15 protein-coding genes and 1 pseudogene are annotated in these 17,443 nt (G+C 39.6%); 6 read left to right on the plus strand and 10 right to left on the minus strand.

All coding sequences use genetic code 11. From position 1 onward, the window contains the following. Positions 1-210 precede the first annotated feature (210 nt). The gene (fbp, locus tag ABZM97_RS20765; protein WP_367387099.1) at positions 211-2,136 is read left to right on the plus strand and encodes a fructose-1,6-bisphosphatase; all 1,926 of its coding nucleotides are present in this window, start codon (positions 211-213) and stop codon (positions 2,134-2,136) included. Between the two features lie 101 nt (positions 2,137-2,237). Here fbp and ABZM97_RS20770 read toward each other — a convergent pair whose 3' ends face one another. Further along, positions 2,238-5,261: an AAA domain-containing protein gene (locus ABZM97_RS20770; protein WP_367387100.1), complete on the minus strand. Its 3,024-nt coding sequence runs from the start codon at positions 5,259-5,261 to the stop codon at positions 2,238-2,240. Between the two features lie 277 nt (positions 5,262-5,538). Between ABZM97_RS20770 and ABZM97_RS20775 the strand changes: the two are divergent. Next, positions 5,539-7,184: pseudogene (locus tag ABZM97_RS20775) on the plus strand (DUF2075 domain-containing protein). Further along, positions 7,181-7,486, plus strand: coding sequence for a nucleotide pyrophosphohydrolase (locus ABZM97_RS20780; protein ID WP_367387101.1), 306 nt, complete (start codon positions 7,181-7,183; stop codon positions 7,484-7,486). The pseudogene ABZM97_RS20775 and the gene ABZM97_RS20780 overlap by 4 nt, the downstream one beginning before the upstream one ends. A 596-nt stretch (positions 7,487-8,082) precedes the next feature. On the opposite strand, the gene ABZM97_RS20785 is transcribed toward ABZM97_RS20780, so the two are convergent. From ABZM97_RS20785 to ABZM97_RS20795, 3 genes are all read right to left on the minus strand, one after another. After that, complete coding sequence (locus ABZM97_RS20785; RefSeq protein ID WP_367387102.1) at positions 8,083-9,585, minus strand: reverse transcriptase domain-containing protein; 1,503 nt, start codon at positions 9,583-9,585, stop codon at positions 8,083-8,085. Between the two features lie 684 nt (positions 9,586-10,269). After that, positions 10,270-10,749: a 23S rRNA (pseudouridine(1915)-N(3))-methyltransferase RlmH gene (gene rlmH, locus ABZM97_RS20790; RefSeq protein ID WP_326049946.1), complete on the minus strand. Its 480-nt coding sequence runs from the start codon at positions 10,747-10,749 to the stop codon at positions 10,270-10,272. Between the two features lie 80 nt (positions 10,750-10,829). Further along, the gene (locus tag ABZM97_RS20795; RefSeq protein WP_003236479.1) at positions 10,830-11,000 is read right to left on the minus strand and encodes a CxxH/CxxC protein; all 171 of its coding nucleotides are present in this window, start codon (positions 10,998-11,000) and stop codon (positions 10,830-10,832) included. A 184-nt stretch (positions 11,001-11,184) separates the two neighbouring features. Between ABZM97_RS20795 and ABZM97_RS20800 the strand changes: the two genes are divergently transcribed. Then, complete coding sequence (locus ABZM97_RS20800; RefSeq protein WP_367387103.1) at positions 11,185-11,598, plus strand: hypothetical protein; 414 nt, start codon at positions 11,185-11,187, stop codon at positions 11,596-11,598. Positions 11,599-11,630: 32 nt separating this feature from the next. Here the strand turns inward: ABZM97_RS20800 and fdhA are convergent, their stop codons facing one another. The 6 genes from fdhA to ABZM97_RS20830 all read right to left on the minus strand — a co-directional run bounded on the left by fdhA (position 11,631) and on the right by ABZM97_RS20830 (position 15,995). Beyond that, entirely contained in the window at positions 11,631-12,857 is a 1,227-nt protein-coding gene (gene fdhA, locus ABZM97_RS20805) for a formaldehyde dehydrogenase, glutathione-independent (RefSeq protein WP_367387104.1), read from the minus strand. Between the two features lie 62 nt (positions 12,858-12,919). Continuing rightward, positions 12,920-13,090 (minus strand): hypothetical protein, encoded by a 171-nt coding sequence (locus ABZM97_RS20810; RefSeq protein WP_087993692.1) that lies wholly within the window; start codon positions 13,088-13,090, stop codon positions 12,920-12,922. Positions 13,091-13,192: 102 nt separating this feature from the next. Next, the gene (locus ABZM97_RS20815) at positions 13,193-13,441 is read right to left on the minus strand and encodes a DUF2651 family protein (RefSeq protein ID WP_367387105.1); all 249 of its coding nucleotides are present in this window, start codon (positions 13,439-13,441) and stop codon (positions 13,193-13,195) included. Positions 13,442-13,459: 18 nt separating this feature from the next. Next, positions 13,460-14,623, minus strand: a complete 1,164-nt coding sequence (locus ABZM97_RS20820) for a hypothetical protein (protein WP_367387106.1) — start codon at positions 14,621-14,623, stop codon at positions 13,460-13,462. 10 nt (positions 14,624-14,633) lie between these two features. After that, a complete protein-coding gene (locus ABZM97_RS20825; RefSeq protein ID WP_087993689.1) occupies positions 14,634-15,374 on the minus strand; it encodes a hypothetical protein in 741 nt (246 codons plus the stop codon). Positions 15,375-15,530: 156 nt separating this feature from the next. Then, positions 15,531-15,995 (minus strand): GNAT family N-acetyltransferase, encoded by a 465-nt coding sequence (locus ABZM97_RS20830; RefSeq protein ID WP_367387107.1) that lies wholly within the window; start codon positions 15,993-15,995, stop codon positions 15,531-15,533. Between the two features lie 115 nt (positions 15,996-16,110). Between ABZM97_RS20830 and rapG the strand changes: the two genes are divergently transcribed. Beyond that, on the plus strand, positions 16,111-17,208 hold the full coding sequence (gene rapG, locus ABZM97_RS20835; protein ID WP_087993687.1) for a response regulator aspartate phosphatase RapG: 1,098 nt from the start codon (positions 16,111-16,113) through the stop codon (positions 17,206-17,208). Beyond that, positions 17,209-17,325 carry a Phr family secreted Rap phosphatase inhibitor gene (locus ABZM97_RS20840; RefSeq protein WP_087993686.1) on the plus strand — a complete coding sequence of 39 codons (117 nt, stop codon included), beginning with the start codon at positions 17,209-17,211 and terminating at the stop codon, positions 17,323-17,325. It begins immediately after the preceding gene. The last annotated feature ends 118 nt before the right edge of the window (positions 17,326-17,443 follow it).

Here is a 17,443-nt window from a genome sequence, read left to right on the forward strand (position 1 = left end):
CTGCCTTAATCTTTCTCTCTTTTTTCTGCTTTTTCTTTATCCCCGATCATCTCGGCCCCTCTTTCCCTCATTTTAATTGTCTCTAAAAGGAGTTATGCGTTACTATCATATAAAGGTCTAATGATGAAAAATAATGTCATACTTTTAAATTCACCTGATCATGCACATGCTCATAAATAGGGGTTTATTCTAAAAAGGGGATGGACGATTTTGGAAAGCAAATACTTAGATTTACTCGCGCAAAAATACGATTGTGAAGAAAAAGTGGTAACGGAAATCATTAATTTGAAAGCGATACTGAATCTGCCAAAAGGAACTGAGCATTTTGTCAGTGATTTGCACGGGGAATATCAAGCATTCCAGCACGTGCTGCGTAATGGTTCAGGACGAGTAAAAGAGAAGATCCGCGATATTTTCAGCGGTGTCATTTACGATAGAGAAATTGATGAATTAGCAGCATTGGTCTATTATCCGGAAGACAAACTGAAGTTAATCAAACACGACTTTGATGCGAAAGCAGCATTAAACGAGTGGTATAAAGAAACGATCAACCGAATGATTAAGCTCGTTTCTTATTGCTCTTCGAAGTATACCCGCTCCAAATTACGCAAAGCACTGCCTGCCCAGTTTGCTTATATTGCCGAGGAGCTGTTATACAAAACAGAAGAAGCTTCCAACAAGGAGCAATATTACTCCGAAATCATAGATCAGATCATTGAGCTTGGCCAAGCCGATAAGCTGATCACCGGTCTTGCTTACAGTACCCAGCGATTGGTGGTCGACCATCTTCATGTTGTCGGCGATATTTACGACCGCGGCCCGGAGCCCGATCGGATTATGGAAGAACTGATCAACTATCATTCTGTCGATATTCAGTGGGGCAATCACGATGTCCTTTGGCTCGGCGCTTATGCCGGTTCCAAAGTATGCCTGGCCAATATTATCCGTATCTGTGCCCGCTATGACAACCTGGATATTATTGAAGACGTGTACGGCATCAATCTCAGACCGCTGCTGAACCTTGCCGAAAAATATTACGATGATAATCCAGCTTTCCGTCCAAAAGCAGACGAAAACAGGCCAGAGGCTGAGATAAAGCAAATCACAAAAATCCATCAAGCGATTGCGATGATCCAATTCAAGCTTGAGAGCCCGATTATCAAAAGACGGCCGAACTTTAATATGGAGGAACGGTTGTTACTAGAGAAAATTGATTACGATAAAAACGAAATTACGCTGAGCGGAAAAACATATCAGCTGGAAAACACCTGTTTTGCGACGATTAACCCGGAACAGCCTGATGAGCTATTAGAGGAAGAAGCCGAAGTGCTGGACAAGCTGCTATTCTCCGTTCAGCATTCTGAAAAGCTGGGCCGCCATATGAAGTTTATGATGAAAAAAGGCAGCCTTTATTTAAAATATAACGGCAACCTGTTAATTCACGGCTGTATTCCTGTGGATGATAATGGCAATATGGAAACAATGATGATTGAGGATAAAGCCTATGCGGGCCGTGAGCTGCTCGATGTATTTGAACGGTTTTTACGAGAATCTTTTGCTCACCCAGAAGAAACCGATGATCTGGCGACAGATATGGTCTGGTATTTATGGACAGGCGAGTACTCTTCCCTCTTCGGAAAACGCGCCATGACGACATTTGAGCGGTACTTCATTAAAGAGAAGGAAACGCATAAAGAGAAGAAAAACCCGTATTATTATTTACGTGAAGACGAGGAAACCTGCCGAAACATCCTGGCAGAATTCGGACTCAATCCAGATCATGGCCATATTATCAACGGCCACACACCCGTAAAAGAAATCGAAGGAGAAGATCCAATCAAAGCAAACGGAAAAATGATCGTCATCGACGGCGGCTTCTCCAAAGCCTACCAATCCACAACAGGCATCGCCGGCTACACGCTGCTATACAACTCCTACGGCATGCAGCTCGTCGCCCATAAACACTTCAACTCCAAGGCAGAAGTCCTAAGCACCGGAACCGATGTCTTAACAGTGAAGCGATTAGTGGACAAAGAGCTTGAGCGAAAGAAAGTGAAGGAAACGAATGTGGGTGAGGAGTTGTTGCAGGAAGTTACGATTTTGGAGAGTTTGCGGGAGTATCGGTATATGAAGTGAGTGATAGTGGGGTTCAGGGATTATATTCTTTGGGCCCTTTTTTACAATCGAATATAAATCAACAAAAAGCCTCTCAAAATAAGGTTTTGAGAGGCTCACTATCAAACATGAAAAGTACTTCTATTAGTGTTAGGTCTTATGACTTGGTCTACATTCTCAGCAATCGATTTATAATTTTGTTTTTTTGATAAACGATCATAATCCCCAACAATATAAAACTCTTTTTTTGCCCTTGTAACTGCAACATTAATTAAATTAGGCTTTGAGCACGACCAATTTGCCGCTCCATCACTATTTTGATCTGTCCCCACTACAAAGTAAACAGTGTCGGCTTCTTTTCCTTGAAAGGTATGGGTAGTTCCTATTGAGCTTCGAGTCCAATCATTTACTATTTTCTTTGGTACATTTAATTCTGCCAACCGCTTTTTAATTGTTTTTTTGAGACCATCTTTCACTGCTGTAAAGGGAGTAATAACATATAAATCAGGAGCATTTAATGTATTTTCCCATTTTTGATAAATCTCTTCAGCAACTAAATCTGCCTGCTCTTTTACAAACTGCTTATTAACCGCTACTCCCTTGCAGTCAAACCATTCGCTTTTCCCTTGTTTTTTTATCGCTAAAACCATTTTATTATCATAAGCAATTTGATTAGCGATTGTAAACATTGGATTTAAGCATCTCCTATGAACCCATAAAGGTGTCCCTATCCACTGTCCTTTATTGTTATACATTCCAAATGGATTCGCCACATCCGCCAGTGATTGTACAGAACTCCCTATTTCAATAAACCGATCTTCAATACCATAAAATTTTTTTATATCTCCTAATATTGTTCGATCAATGGTGACAACTGGTTCAATCTGGATTGGATCACCAACAACGACAACTTTTTGAGACCTCCATAATGCGCCTGCCGCTTGTTGCGGAGTAGCTTGTCCCGCTTCATCTATAAATAAGTAACGAATAAAATCACGTCCAACTCCTTTATACATTGTTCGAACACTGGCAAAGGTTGTACTTATTACGGGTGTGATTAAATGGATTACACCCCACATATGTTGTAACCACATTCTGTGCTCAGTCTGATTTAAATCTAACTTACTGCGATAATTTAACAAACGCAAACTTGATTTTATTGCTTTATAATTAAATATCAAAAACAACTTGTGGACTTTCATTCCCTTTAAAAAAAGAAGCCCTCTCTCAAAATTCAATTCATCAGTTAGCCAAGGTGTATGTAATTGCCTATATTCGTATGCACTTTGAGAATTGGTCCAATAATTATCATCGGGTATTACTAACCCCTGATTTTTGCATTTATTGTTGATAGAATCCCTATATTTCTTTAACTCCATCCTTATTTGATTCGATCTCATCTGCAAAAGATCCCATTCCTTTTCTTCATTTTTTATTTTCATAGTTATTTTTTGCAGTTGATCTTCCATCTGTAATAATTTGTTTCTTTTTGTATGAAATATTCTTTGAAAAAAAGTTGGTTTAGAAAGCGTGTGAAACTCTCTCTCTAACAACCGTTTCTGTTGTTTATAATGAGCTGTCTTTAATACTAACTTTTCTTGTTCTGCCTCTAGTAACAATAACTGATTATTTATATCCCTATATTTTTTAAAAATTTCGCATAACGATTGTAGTTCTGCTTTCTTTTGTTTAACTGATTTCAATGTTTGTTGGAAATCAGTTACTGCATTCTTCCAATCTGTTAAGCTTATTTTTTTATTTTCTTGTTCTAATTGCTCAATGAATGATAGTTCAAATTCGTTATTATTTCTATAATAAAGTTTTTTGTAATAGTGAGATATATTTTCCGACTTTCCTAAAGATGCTGAGAATAGACCCCAAGCATCTGTCTCTTCACCGAGAAGAGCCTTTGCCGCAAAAGGAAACATCGATAATTCCTCTGCTTCTAATGCATATGCTTTTTCATAAGAAGAAAATACATTTTCATCTGTAACTTTACGTATAATTTCCTTCTTTTTAGGAAGGTCTTTTGAGATATTTTCAACTGCTCCATTATTGCTTGAAGCCACTACCATAGAATACTTATTAATAGATTTATCAATTTCATAAATAGTATAATGATAGCCATCTAAAACTAATTTCTTTATTTTTTTCAGAGCTTTTTCTGGGTTTTCAAAACAAGCCATTTTTTCTGCTTTTTCAACCATGAGATTTGCAAAAACATCTTTTAACAGTGTCGTTTTCCCTGTTCCTGGTGGGCCATTCACAGAGCTTATCTTTTGATTGTTATTTATAATTTGATTTACAGCTACTTGCTGCATTAAGGATAATCTATGTTCAACAGGTGACGGCCACCTGCCGTTAGGTACATTTTTAGGCTGCAACACATCTTCAATTAAAACTCTATTTTCATCAATGTTCGTTCTATTATCTACCCCTTCAATAAATTGCCGTAGTGTTTCATTTTCTCCTTGTGAGATAATATCTCCTAAGTCCTCTAAGAAAAAGCTATGAAAATTATTTACCCGTCCATCTTGTCCAACCTTCAAAATTTCTTTCTCAAAATAATGAAGCGCCATATTATCTATTCGTAAAAAATACCGTTCATATACTTCAAGTACTTTCTTAAGGGCTTTTTCTGTTACTCCATTTACAAAGATTGCATCAACCTGTTCCTCAAATAATCTCAACTGATCTCGAAATGTAGTCATCAAATCATCATATGCCACTTCAAGATGTTCGTTTATTAATTTCATCACATACATAAGTACAGGTACAAATGCAGAATCCTTTACATACTTGCCTGTATGGTCAACTAAAAAAGACATGCTAAATAACATTTTCTGATCTCTATTAATCATTTCTTCATTATTTTGGAATAGATCACGTAGATAACTAACAAGTTTATGTTGCTCAAAGCAACCTAAATAGTAACGAAATTGAATAAAATTTTTTTCAGAGTCCTTCAACTGATGCCTCTCCCAAGGCCTTTCAGAAAAAAGAACTTGTTCTGTTTTCTTTCGTTGTTGACCATCTAAAAAATGGCTTCTACCCAAATCATCTCCTATACCATTGACTCCGCTTGGTGATAAAGCCTCAACTAAGTGCCATGCCCTTAATACAGAATTTACATTTATCTTCCCCATAATTTCCTCCTATTTTAACAACATCATTCGGTTAATGTCCTCTTTATTGATCCAACTGGTATCTGTACAAAATCCCTAAACTGATTGATCAGTCTCTTTTCTTTTTTTCGACACATTTGTTTAAATATTGAATAATTAACTAGATCACACATTAAAATTATTAGATTTTAGAACATTTCATTTTATTGAAAATTCATGATTGATTCATAAACTCTGAGATCATCTGTTAAATTTATGATACGATGACAGTAAAAAAGACATAACAGGGGCTAGTCATATGAGTGAACTTGTGTTTGAAAAAAGAGATTTTAATACAGAACAAATTCTTGCGTTGAAGGCATCTAAATTAGATAACCATCCGATTGTATACATTCTTTACAACGAAAAAAAGAAGCCGACTGCATATATTGGGCAGACTGTACAGGCTACACGACGATTGAAAGATCATTGAGAAACAAGAAGCGAAAAAGTTTAACGCAAACCATTTTCATTGGTCATGAGAGATTTCACCAGTCCGCATCCTACAATATTGAGACAAATCTTATTAATTACTTTATTGCCGAAAATCACTACCAATTGCAAAATGTCAGTCAAACTAGATCGAGAGAAATGCATCATTATTATCAAAAGAATTTTTATAACGAACAGCTTTTTGAGGAGATATGGGATCAGCTTCGGAAAGAGAACATTGTCAGCGACACTCTTGAAAACCTCAGAAATAAAGACATTTACAAACTATCTCCGTATAAAGAGCTCTCTCCTCAGCAGGTGGAGATCAAAAACGAAATTCTTGATTTTTGCAAGGTGCATATTGAAAAACCAGGCAACCATGTCATTTCTATAGAAGGAGATGCCGGAACAGGGAAAAGTGTCTTACTGAGCTCTCTATTTAACACGATTCAGGATTTATCTAAAGATGAAAATTCACATTTAAAAAACAAGAACAATTACTTACTTGTGAACCATGGTGAAATGCTGAAGACTTATAAAAGCATCGCAAACAGCTTACCAAATTTAAAGAAAAAAAACTTAATGAAGCCTACCTCCTTTATAAATCAAATGTCAAAAACAGGGGAAACAGCTGATATTGTATTAGTAGATGAGGCTCATCTGCTTTTAACCAAAGAGGATAGATTTAATAATTTCCACTATCAAAATCAGCTAGAGGAAATCATTAAACGCAGTAGAATCACTATTGTCATCTTCGATCCTAAACAAGTGTTAAAAATTAAAAGCTATTGGAATGAAAGGTTGCTTAAGGAGATCACCAATCAATATCATGCGAAAACAGTAAAGCTCACGGAGCAAATGAGAATGAATGCAAATCCAGACACACTAAAGTGGATTAACCATTTTGTCTCAAAACAATTGCTCCCTCTGCCGCAAGAAAATAATGATACCTTCCAGCTCAAAATCTTTGAGGACCATGCCGACTTTAAAGCTGCAATTGAGAAAAAGAATAAGGAAGTTGGTCTATCACGTATTGTCTCGACCTTTGATTATATACATAAAAAAGATGGTGCTACTTATATGGTCGATGAGGAAGGCATTAACATGCCATGGAATTCTACAAATGACAAATGGACTTGGGCAGAACATGCAGATTCGATTAAAGAAGTCGGTTCCATCTATACTGTTCAAGGCTTTGACCTAAATTATGTTGGCGTCATTCTAGGACCTTCTGTCAGCTATGATAGTGAAAAAGATGAGCTTTTCATCGACACTGCAAAATATAAAGATACAGGCGCATTCACCACACGAGATGACATGTCTGCCGATAAAATTAAGAAAATAAAGGAAGAGATTATTCTAAACTCTATCAATGTCCTCATGAAACGGGGCATCAACGGTCTTTACATATACGCAACGGATGTTAAATTAAGAAATAGATTGCTAGAGTTAAAAAGGAGCAGGAAAAAATGAGCGAAATCAAAGATTTAATTAACACGATTAATGAATTTAGAGACGCGCGCAACTGGAGACAATACCACAACCCAAAGGATCTCGCCATCTCCATTTCAATTGAAGCAGCCGAACTGTTAGAAGACTTCCAATGGAAAAGCAGCGAAGAAGCACTCAAAGCAAACGAGGAAAACATTCGTGAAGAAATTGCTGATGTTCTTATCTATTCGCTGATGCTCTGTTCAGATCTTGATATGGATGTGAAGGAGATTATTGAGGAGAAGGTTGTGAAGAATGGTCGGAAGTATCCGGTCAATGAGTAATTATATTTCCTTTACATTTAATTAAAGCGATCGTCATGCATCAGAAAATAAAATAAGTGCATGACGATCTTTTAATTATGTGCTTGGGAATGGTTAACAAATGATTGGACACTACATCTTCCTAAAAACTCAAAGTAGTATTAGCAGTTTCACAGTTCTAGTCTATAATTGATGTCTTATATTTAAACTCGATGTCTTTTAAATAATTAATAGCAAATAACTTATTATCAAAATTATTTAACCAGTTATCTATATAATTTCGAAGTTGATTAGAAAAACTTAAATTATACTTATATTTATATCTAAAAGCCCGCGCTAAATTTAGCTTAGGATTCTCCCTAACTTTCACCCTCCTAAAAATTGAGTGAAACTCAAGACAGTCAATAAATTTATCATTAAGAGTCTTCTCATTTAGGAACACTTCGTTTCCTTCTTCTTTTTCTTGAATTAATATTTTGTTAAGTATTTTATCTATATGCACTTTTTATTGATTTTCTTATCACTTATGATATGACTCACAGTAAGGTTGGGTGGGTAAACTATTAAAGAATTAAAGGATATCCAATAATTGATGATCTTAAACATGTGAGTAGTTATTAATAATCGTAAGACTTAGATTCTGGATTCATTGTCCTTTCAATCCCAACGGTAATGACGTTCAACCTTATTGCTTGATATATTCTTAAGAAACTTGGTATTTCCATTATTCCTTTTTTACCTTTAATTCTTCTAACCTTGCATTCTTGTATCAAATCATTACCGTTAACATTAAACGGGAATTGGTCAGTCCTTAAGTGCCCCCACTTAAGTAGAAGTCTCTTTCTTTTCTTTAATGTATTTAAAATTGTAGATATAAGCCATTTATCTAAGTGCCTTAGCTGCTCTTCATCATCTAACAATGGATAAAAACTCATAATACCTTTAAATCTTAGTCTTTTATAAGATCCATTAAGGTAATTTTTAAGCATTTTCTCATTTAGATTACCATATAAATAACGACGAATTTGCATTATCGCGGTTACAAAGTCCCTATCTTCATTGTTTCCCGGAATCATAACAGATTTAAGAGTCTCTCCATTTAATGGTTGGATTAGGTTTCTATAAAGAATATAGCTTATTTGTTTTTTTATTTTATTAACAGAAGAAGGTTTTATACTAATATGCTCATTGGAAAGCTTATATCCTAAAAATTCAACATAATGCTTGTAAGAAGCTAGTTCGGAAGGCATTCCTTCCTTAGATAAAATACTAATACCATCAGATTTAAGAGCGTTAATTTTAACCCCCGCCTCTGTTGAAAACACATTAATAATTTCAAATGATTTACTTATCTTTCCATAGTCATCTGCCCAAATTATTGTGTCATCTGCATATCTTGCAAATCTTAATCCTTCTTTTTCTAATTTTTTGTCCAACTTCCAACATGCTATATTTGCCAGAAAAAGTGATAAAGATGTTCCTTGGGGTATACCTTTTCCCTCTACCATGTTTACTAAGAATGACTTAATTATATTTGTTTCAAATTCAGTTATTAAAAAACCATTTTGATTGAATTGATCAAATAAATAATCGTGATTAATCGAACCAAAAAAATCTTTAAAATCGAATTCGGCTACAAATGTTCTCGAGCTTAATTTTATATCAAGTCCTATATCATTTATTGCGTAATGTACATTTCTGTCATTTCTGTAGGCATATGAGAAGAAGCTAAATCTATGTTTGTTTTTACTTAAAAGTTTCTTATAAAAATAATTTGATACTGCTTCGTCCGGTATTTGGAATATGTATACTTCTCTTTTTCCACCACCTTTTTTATCAACATAATTAATATAAGGTTGATGTGGCTTATATTCACCATTAATCAGCTTGTTAAATATTGAGGTCCCTATTTTCTTGTAATGCTTTAACACATAATAAGGATTGTGCTTTCTATTAGCGTTCCAATGTATAGGTGTTTTTACTTCTTTAGGGGGAGGATTTGTTACACGTCGCTTGTTTCTTTGGTACTCTAATTCCAAAGAATTATGATAATTCTCGTGTTGTTCGACCTTCTTTTTGGCAAATTCAAATATTGAATTAATAATCTCTTGTTTTAACATGCAACTTCCCCCTTTTCTAAAAAGAGCTCCCTCTGTAAAGAGGGAGCTCTTATCACGGAAACTATAAGTAAAAATAAGCTCAATACTCTCGATCAACTCTTTTGAGAAGCGTTGATCTCCATCGCCATTCTTTAAAAGAATGGCATCTATAGTATCCGTTAGTCACCTAATGACGTTGTAACTATTTTATCATGATATTAAACAGAACAAAAGAAAATTTATTCCAGTTCATTTAAACCCTATGTCTGAATTCCAGGGCATATTCTTTTATTTCCTTTTAAAAAAACAATAAAATAAATAGAGAAAATATCAAGCTTTTTTATAATCTTATTTATGAAGCTATCTTATAATCTAAATACTTTTAACAACTTCTAATCCTTTAGCTTCAACTAGTCGAATAAAGGCTTCCAACTCTCAGGCATAGATTAAATTGATTTCGCTCTAGTAAATTCTTAATTTAGTTCCCCACTTATCTACGTGGAATACCGTTACTCGTATTAATCTTATGATGTTTGACTTTACTATTGAGCACTACAGGGAAGTAGAAGTATAGGAGTACTACTCAATAGAATGACTGACATTAATCTTGATTTCATAGCACCAATCGATACTTCCTTTATAGACAAGCCATTTTCACTTGATGAAACGTTAAAGGACACACCCGCATCCCTTAGTCTTTTAACCCTACTTATGATAAGGCTCCCCCCGATTAATCCGAAAAGCCCGATAAATCTGCTCCACCAGAATAAGCCGCATCAACTGATGAGGAAACGTCATTTTCGAAAACGACAACTTTTCATCCGCTCGCTTCATCACCGCGTCACTCAATCCGAGTGATCCGCCGATGACGAAGGTGACTTTGCTTTTTCCATAAGTAGCCAGCTTATCTATTGTATCGGCTAGTTCTTCGGATGTTTTCATTTTTCCTTCGATGGCGAGGGCGATGACGTGGGTGTCGGGGCTGATTTTTGATAGGATGCGGTCGCCTTCTTTGTCTTTTATGATTTTCATGTCCTGATCGCTTAGGTTTTCCGGCGCTTTTTCGTCCGGGAGTTCGATGATGTCGATTTTTGCGTAGGCCGAAAGTCGTTTGGTGTATTCTTCAATGCCTTGCTTGAGGTATTTTTCTTTTAGTTTTCCGATTGTCACAATATTGATATTCACAGGTCATCCCCACTTTAAAAACAAGTTATTCATATATGTTGTCCACAATTGTGGATATCTTTTCTGTATTTTGTGTAAGATCATTCGTTCCCCACTATATATACTGCGGGGTCTCCACATAATTCACAGGCTGTGGATAAACTGTTAGTATGTTCGATTTTTCTGATTTCGGGCGGCAGCTCGTGGTCGTCTATGTACATATCCAGCACGGTTTCGATGTGTTCTTCACAGGAATAATACGTTTGTTTCATGTTCAAATCCTCCGATGGTTTCTTGCATTTTTGCAAATATTCTCTTCCCAATATAACCTATTTATTCACATGTTAGTAGTGCTTCGGGCTGAGTTTTATCCACAAATCGACAAACAAGCTGTTGATGACTCTATTTCGCTCGTATGTTAGTTTGGATGTAACCGATGTTTGGGGAGGTCTGCATGTGCGCTTCAGATGGGTTTGGCTTTTTGTGATCATGTTGCTGCTTGCTGGGTGTCAGCCGTCTTATTGGGTGTTAGAGAAGGAGCGGATCGGTGAAGGCGGTTCAGAGCTAGAATTATACGCTAATTATCTTCAAATGCATGATGACGTAAAAGGATATCAAGTCTTCACTATATCAGAAGGCAAAAAAATGGTCGTGGTGTCTCTCGGAAGCAGCGAGAAGGATAAGAAGCTTGTGGTGTCAGACGTCAAATTCTCGACTAAAGAAACGATTGTAACTGTGAAGCGAAAACCTGCTCTAAAAGCAAATGAGAAGAACCCTTATATTCTGATTGGACTGGATAAAATCGAAGGGGATTTAATTGTCCAAGACGAATCAGGAAATAGCTTTGAAGAAACAGATTATCAGCAATAAAGCCGGCGTTCTGAGAACGTCCGGCTTTTTCTTTACTTCAGCATTCCATGCGGGTCGATGACGAATTTTTTGGCTGCGCCTTTGTCGAAGTCGCTATAGCCTTTTGGCGCGTCGTCCAGAGAAATGACGGTGGCGTTGACGGCTTTTGCGATTTGCGCTCTGCCGCTCAGGATCGCTTTCATCAAATTGCGGTTGTATGTCATGGCCGGCGTTTGTCCGGTGACAAAGGTGTGGGCTTTGGCCCAGCCGAGTCCGAAGCGGATTTTTAGTGAGCCTGTTTTGGCGTCCGCATCCTTTGCACCGGGATCTTCGGTCACATATAAGCCCGGAATGCCAAGGCTTCCGCCGACCTGGGTGACGTCCATGATCGAGTTCAGCACGGCGGCAGGCGCTTCCCCTTGATTGCCGTGTCCGGATGCTTCAAATCCGACACAGTCCACGGCGGCATCAACGGCCGGTTCACCTAGTATTTGTTCAATTTGCTCGCCGAGGCGATCGTGTTTTTGCACGTTGACCGTTTCGCAGCCGAAGCTTTTCGCCTGTGCCAGTCTGTCTTCGTTCAGATCGCCGACAATCACCGTCGAGGCGCCAAGGAGCTGGGCGGAGTGTGCGGCGGCTAACCCGACAGGTCCCGCTCCAGCGATATAAACGGTTGAACCTGTTTGCACGCCCGCTGTGTACGCCCCGTGGAAGCCGGTCGGAAAAATGTCGGATAGCATCGTCAAATCGAGAATCTTTTCTAACGCCTGTTCTTTATCCGGGAACACCAATAGCTGAAAATCGGCGTACGGCACCATGACGTATTCCGACTGGCCGCCGACCCAGCCGCCCATATCGACGTAGCCGTAAGCCGATCCCGGCCGTTCCGGGTTGACATTCAAGCACACGTGCGTTTTCTGCGTTCTGCACATCACACAGCGCCCGCAGGCAATATTGAAAGGAACGGATACGATGTCACCTTTTTTGATAAATTCAACATCCCGCCCCGTTTCAATGACTTCTCCGGTGATTTCATGCCCGAGCACCAAGCCTTCCGGCGCCGTCGTGCGGCCTCGCACCATGTGCTGATCGCTTCCGCAGATGTTTGTGGTAAGCACCTTCAAAATCACCCCGTGCTCACATTTACGATTCACATTCGCCTTCGGAACGCCGGGCCCGTCCTTCAAGATTAACTCCGGATACCCGATATCCTCCACCGCTACAGTTCCTTCGCCTTTGTACACAACCGCTTTGTTTCCTGTCAACGCCATTCCTCCCATTCATGTTTTTGGACTATTCGTCCTTGAACATGACTTCGGTTCGGCATGACCCTTTCCCTTTTTCACGACTGTTTTTTCTGCATCTTAACGACAATAAAAATGCCAAGCCAGCACCCGACAATGGTTCCGACGATGTCCAACCAGCCCGCTTTTCCCCCGTTCAGCAGGAACACAGTAACCGCCGAAGTCAGACCAATAATCGCTGCTTGCAGCATGACACGTTTGGTGCCCATTTGATCCCTCCTTTACATTCTTTTCTATACCATACCTAAAATCACTGCAATATTGGATTCAACAAAAAAAGAGACTTCACCCAGTCTCTTCATAAACAGTGATCAGTTGAAGAATAATTTCCTGAGAAATAATGTGACAACGCTGGTTGCTAACGCAATTGCAGTATAGAGTACAACCCAAAACATGAAAGAACTGTTACCAGAGGCTAACGTAAACAACAATATCAAACTCCCGATAAGGATGATGAGTGGACCCATCCAAACTTTCTTGCATAGGAGATATCCCGCTGCACCGATTACGCCTGACATCATCGGAAAAACAAAAACGACGAGCAGTATAACGGCTCCCAAATCGGAACCCCCTTCACCTTAAAAATCCTTCACCACTTCAAAATCATATAGCTTCAAATGACTCTTCGGCGTCACGACATCTTTTACCTTCCCGATCTCTTTTTCCTTCACTTTCTTTCTGGTTTTCAAGCTGTACTGTTCAATGTATGCAGGCTGATTGTAGGTGTATGTGAAGAAATAAAGACTGCTGCCTTTTCGGGTGATTTCTTTGAAATCGGCTTTCATTTTTTCTGGTGAAAGGGTGAAGGCAATGCTTGATTTTCCTGTCTTTGCATCGATTTTGTACACCTTTCCGAAGCCGTCAATGAAGTACAGGTATCCATCATAAGAGAAAAAGCTGTTTTTAAAGCTGAAGGGCATGGAGCTGTATATCGTTTGTTCGTCGTTTTTGTATTTGGCGATGTCGTGCAGTTCCACTTTGCCGCTTTTCTTGTTGATTTTGACCATTTGATATAGATTGCTCGCCTTTTGGCCGCGGATCATGACATAAACAGCTTGATCGTCCACAGCAAGCTGGGATTCGATTGAGGCTCCTTCCCGGTATTGCCATTTCGTTATCGTGTAATAGGTGAGCTTCTTCTGATCTGCATGAATTTGGAGGAGCTGATAGCCTTTTTCGTCAGCTGTCGGGACAAGTGCGTAAATGGCGCCGTCATGAAAACCGGAGGCTCGGATGTAGTAGGGGATGACGTCTTTTTTCCACTCTCCGTCCATCTGGTGGTACAGCTCTGAACGGTACCCGTCTCCCTTTTTGTCGTAGCCGGAGTTGTAGAGGGTGTAAAAACCGTCCGTCTGTTGTAAAAAGCCCGCGCTGTCACCGGTGTGTTGATAGGCTCTTTTATGGGAGCGCAGGCCGTTTTTGATTGTGAAAATCGTGTTTTTGTCCTCCAGCATCACACTGTCGCCGTGAATCTTGGCTGAGCCCAGCTCAAGGCCCTTCATCTTAAAAGAAGACAGCGACCCGTCTTGGCTGATGAACAGGGCGTAGCTTTTCCCGCCGCCGAATGCATCTTGATCCGCAGAGGTTGAGAGATACAGCAGGCTGTCCTTGTCGTCCAGAAAATCGGTGTCGCTGAGATCCTGCTGACTCACGGCTTTATGGCTTGTGAGAGGAGAAACGAAGACAAATAGTGCGATCCCTGCGAGAATCAGCATGGCGATGGTAATCATCCACTTCTTCATATCTTTCTCCTTAGTAAATGGTCATGATGGTTGACGTATAGGAAGAGCTTGTAATGTCGCGCGGATATACGCCTAAGCCTCCGTTGCCATCTATATCAATGCCTGCTTTCAGCAAAAAGGCGGACCATAGGAGCTTTGAACAGTTTTTGGCGCCATCATGGCCGGTATTTCTGTTATTAACGAAGTTAAATGAGTATGCGTCGCCGACTCTTGAGACCGCCCAGTCGGCAGCGGATGTTTTTTGAGATGAGGTTACGCTGACTGTTTGCACGATGGAGTTGTCTTCCACGTCTCTGGCATTGTAAGCGATCTGCCTGACCCCGTCGCTCGGGACAGATTCAACAATTTTGTCAGCCGCGGAGTACATGCCGACGTGGCCGTGGTTGTAGAAGGCTGTGTAGGAGTTGGTGTAATAGATATTCCCTTTCGCGCTTGTCGGGAGTTTTTTCGTACCGGACGAGCCGCCCATGATGGACATGCCGCTTTCCTTGGCGAGCCTGTCGCCTTCTGCTTTATCCGCAGTGATTTCCTCATAGAACTGTTTGAGAATGACGTCTTGCTTGACCTGCTGCTGTTTGGCAATCTGACTGGCGGACTTCATGATTTCTTCCGGTGTCGTGCCTGGTTGCAGTGCGGCGATTTCTTCTGCATAGTTTGTGGTTTTTACGGCTTTGGCGGGAGAAACATACAGTCCGCCACACATCATTGTAAGCGCTACCATAAACGATACCATCCGTTTCTTGAACTTCATTACATCTCCTCTTTTCTTTTGAATGTAGGAAAGGTGACTTCCTTCACCCACATTATATTAGGAAAATAAGGAAAGTAACTAGGTTATTTACAGAATTTTTAGAAATCATTTACAGAAGGCTGTCCGTAAAAAAGGCCTTTATCAGGCCCTTTACGTTTAAAGCTTCTTGCTCATCACCACGTCTGTTTCTTGAAATCCGGTTCGCTCGTATAGCTTCCGCGCTGTCTGATTATGGGCAAATACATGGAGGGACAGCTTCCGGATTCCCATGCTGCGTGCTGTCTGATCTAATGCCGCCAATGCTTGCTTTGCATAACCCTTGCCCCGGTATGGTTCATATAACCCGAAATCGTAAATAAACGCTTCCTGTTGCGCATGCTCCGGTTCTGCATGTATCCAGAGCCAGCCAACGATTTTCTTTTCATTCAGCGTGAGACTCCATAAGTGATGATGGGGGGTTTCCAGCCCTTTCGGAAGCAGATTGGAAAAGACCTGCCTAGACAATAGCTGTGCGTCTTCAGGCTGCCATGTTCCCGCCTTTACCTTTTCTTCCGCATAATGCTTGGTCGTATACGTGAGATAAGACCGGAATTGTTCTGTCTGCATGGGAGTCAGTATCATTGTTTATCATCGCTCCTTCATATATTGACTATAGGATTTTACATAAAATAGAAAGAGGTGTTACTATCAGAATAAACAACTGAGATTGATAAGTCACGAGAGAAAGGAGTTTCAAATGAATAAGATTGCACCCGCAGAAATCGCTAACATGCTCAATGACTGGTACCTTGCGATCAAGAAACATGAAGTTGAAGAGTCCGCCCGTTTGTTTGAAGAAGTGAAGCCTTTATTGGATGACATGGAAGAGGATCAGGAGGTGCTTGCCTACTTCTCCTTATTGGAACTGCGCCACAAGGTTTTGCTTCACGAGGCGAGAGGACAGGGTTTTCAGCATGAGGAGCCTTCTCATATGAATGCTGCGTCAGACATGCTGAAATATTACTTTTTTCTGTTTGAAGGCATGTACGAAGCCTATAAAAATAATTACGATATTGCCATTGGGCTGTATAAAGAGGCCGAGCAGTATCTTGGCAACGTTCCCGACCCGATTGAGAAAGCCGAATTCCACCTGAAGGTCGGTAAGCTCTATTATAAGCTGGGACAAAATATTGTGTCCCTCAATCATACACGGCAAGCGGTCAAAACGTTCAGGGAAGAGACCGATTATAAAAAGAAACTGGCCTCGGCGCTGATCACCATGTCAGGCAATTTTACCGAGATGAGCCAGTTTGAAGAAGCTGAAACATATTTGGACGAAGCGATTCGGATCACGAGAGAATTAGAGGATTATTTTTTTGAAGCCCAGCTTTTGCATAACTTCGGACTTCTTCATGCGCAAAGCGGCAAATCAGAAGAAGCGGTCTCCAAATTAGAAGAGGCCCTACAACACGAAGAATACGCCCGCTCCGCCTATTACTATCATTCTGCCTATTTGCTGATACGTGAGCTGTTTAAGATTCAAAAGAAAGAACAAGCTTTATCTTATTACCAAGAAGTGAAGGAAAAATTGACAGCCGAGCCGAATAGAATATGTGAGGCAAAAATAGATATTTTATATGCGATTTATGCAGAAGGAGGTCATGCGGAAACGTTTCACTTATGCAAACAACATATGGATGATTTGGTGTCCTGGAAAGAGTTTGACAGTGTAAGAGAACTTTCCATTTTGGCTGGTGAAAAGTACAGAGAGCATGAGCTTTACAAAGAAGCTGCCCACTTTTTTTATGAAGCATTACAAATTGAAGAACTCATCAAACGAACGGAGGTTATATAAATGAAAAAATATCTGATTGGTGCAGGCATCGCAGCGGTGATTTTATCAGGATGGTTTATTGCGGACCACCAAACTCATTCACAGGAGATGAAAGTCGCTGAGAAAATGATTGGGTAAATGAAATACCCCCGCGGGATGCGGGGGTTCAATTTAACGAAAGAATCCTAAAACGGTTTGTAGTTTTAGGATTCTTTCATATTTTCAGCGTGATTGAAAACCCTTGAAGTCTAGGAAG

The organism is Bacillus vallismortis (genome assembly GCF_040784915.1).
Classification (GTDB): domain Bacteria; phylum Bacillota; class Bacilli; order Bacillales; family Bacillaceae; genus Bacillus; species Bacillus subtilis_G.

Coding starts and splice junctions, on each gene's coding strand:
- fdhA (WP_367387104.1), bottom strand. CDS start 12,857: ATGGGAGGAATGGCGTTGACAGGAAACAAAGCGGTTGTGTACAAAGGC.
- ABZM97_RS20780 (WP_367387101.1), top strand. CDS start 7,181: ATGAGCGAAATCAAAGATTTAATTAACACGATTAATGAATTTAGAGAC.
- ABZM97_RS20820 (WP_367387106.1), bottom strand. CDS start 14,623: ATGAAGAAGTGGATGATTACCATCGCCATGCTGATTCTCGCAGGGATC.
- rapG (WP_087993687.1), top strand. CDS start 16,111: ATGAATAAGATTGCACCCGCAGAAATCGCTAACATGCTCAATGACTGG.
- ABZM97_RS20770 (WP_367387100.1), bottom strand. CDS start 5,261: ATGGGGAAGATAAATGTAAATTCTGTATTAAGGGCATGGCACTTAGTT.
- ABZM97_RS20785 (WP_367387102.1), bottom strand. CDS start 9,585: ATGTTAAAACAAGAGATTATTAATTCAATATTTGAATTTGCCAAAAAG.
- ABZM97_RS20810 (WP_087993692.1), bottom strand. CDS start 13,090: ATGGGCACCAAACGTGTCATGCTGCAAGCAGCGATTATTGGTCTGACT.
- ABZM97_RS20840 (WP_087993686.1), top strand. CDS start 17,209: ATGAAAAAATATCTGATTGGTGCAGGCATCGCAGCGGTGATTTTATCA.
- ABZM97_RS20830 (WP_367387107.1), bottom strand. CDS start 15,995: ATGATACTGACTCCCATGCAGACAGAACAATTCCGGTCTTATCTCACG.
- ABZM97_RS20825 (WP_087993689.1), bottom strand. CDS start 15,374: ATGAAGTTCAAGAAACGGATGGTATCGTTTATGGTAGCGCTTACAATG.
- ABZM97_RS20795 (WP_003236479.1), bottom strand. CDS start 11,000: ATGAAACAAACGTATTATTCCTGTGAAGAACACATCGAAACCGTGCTG.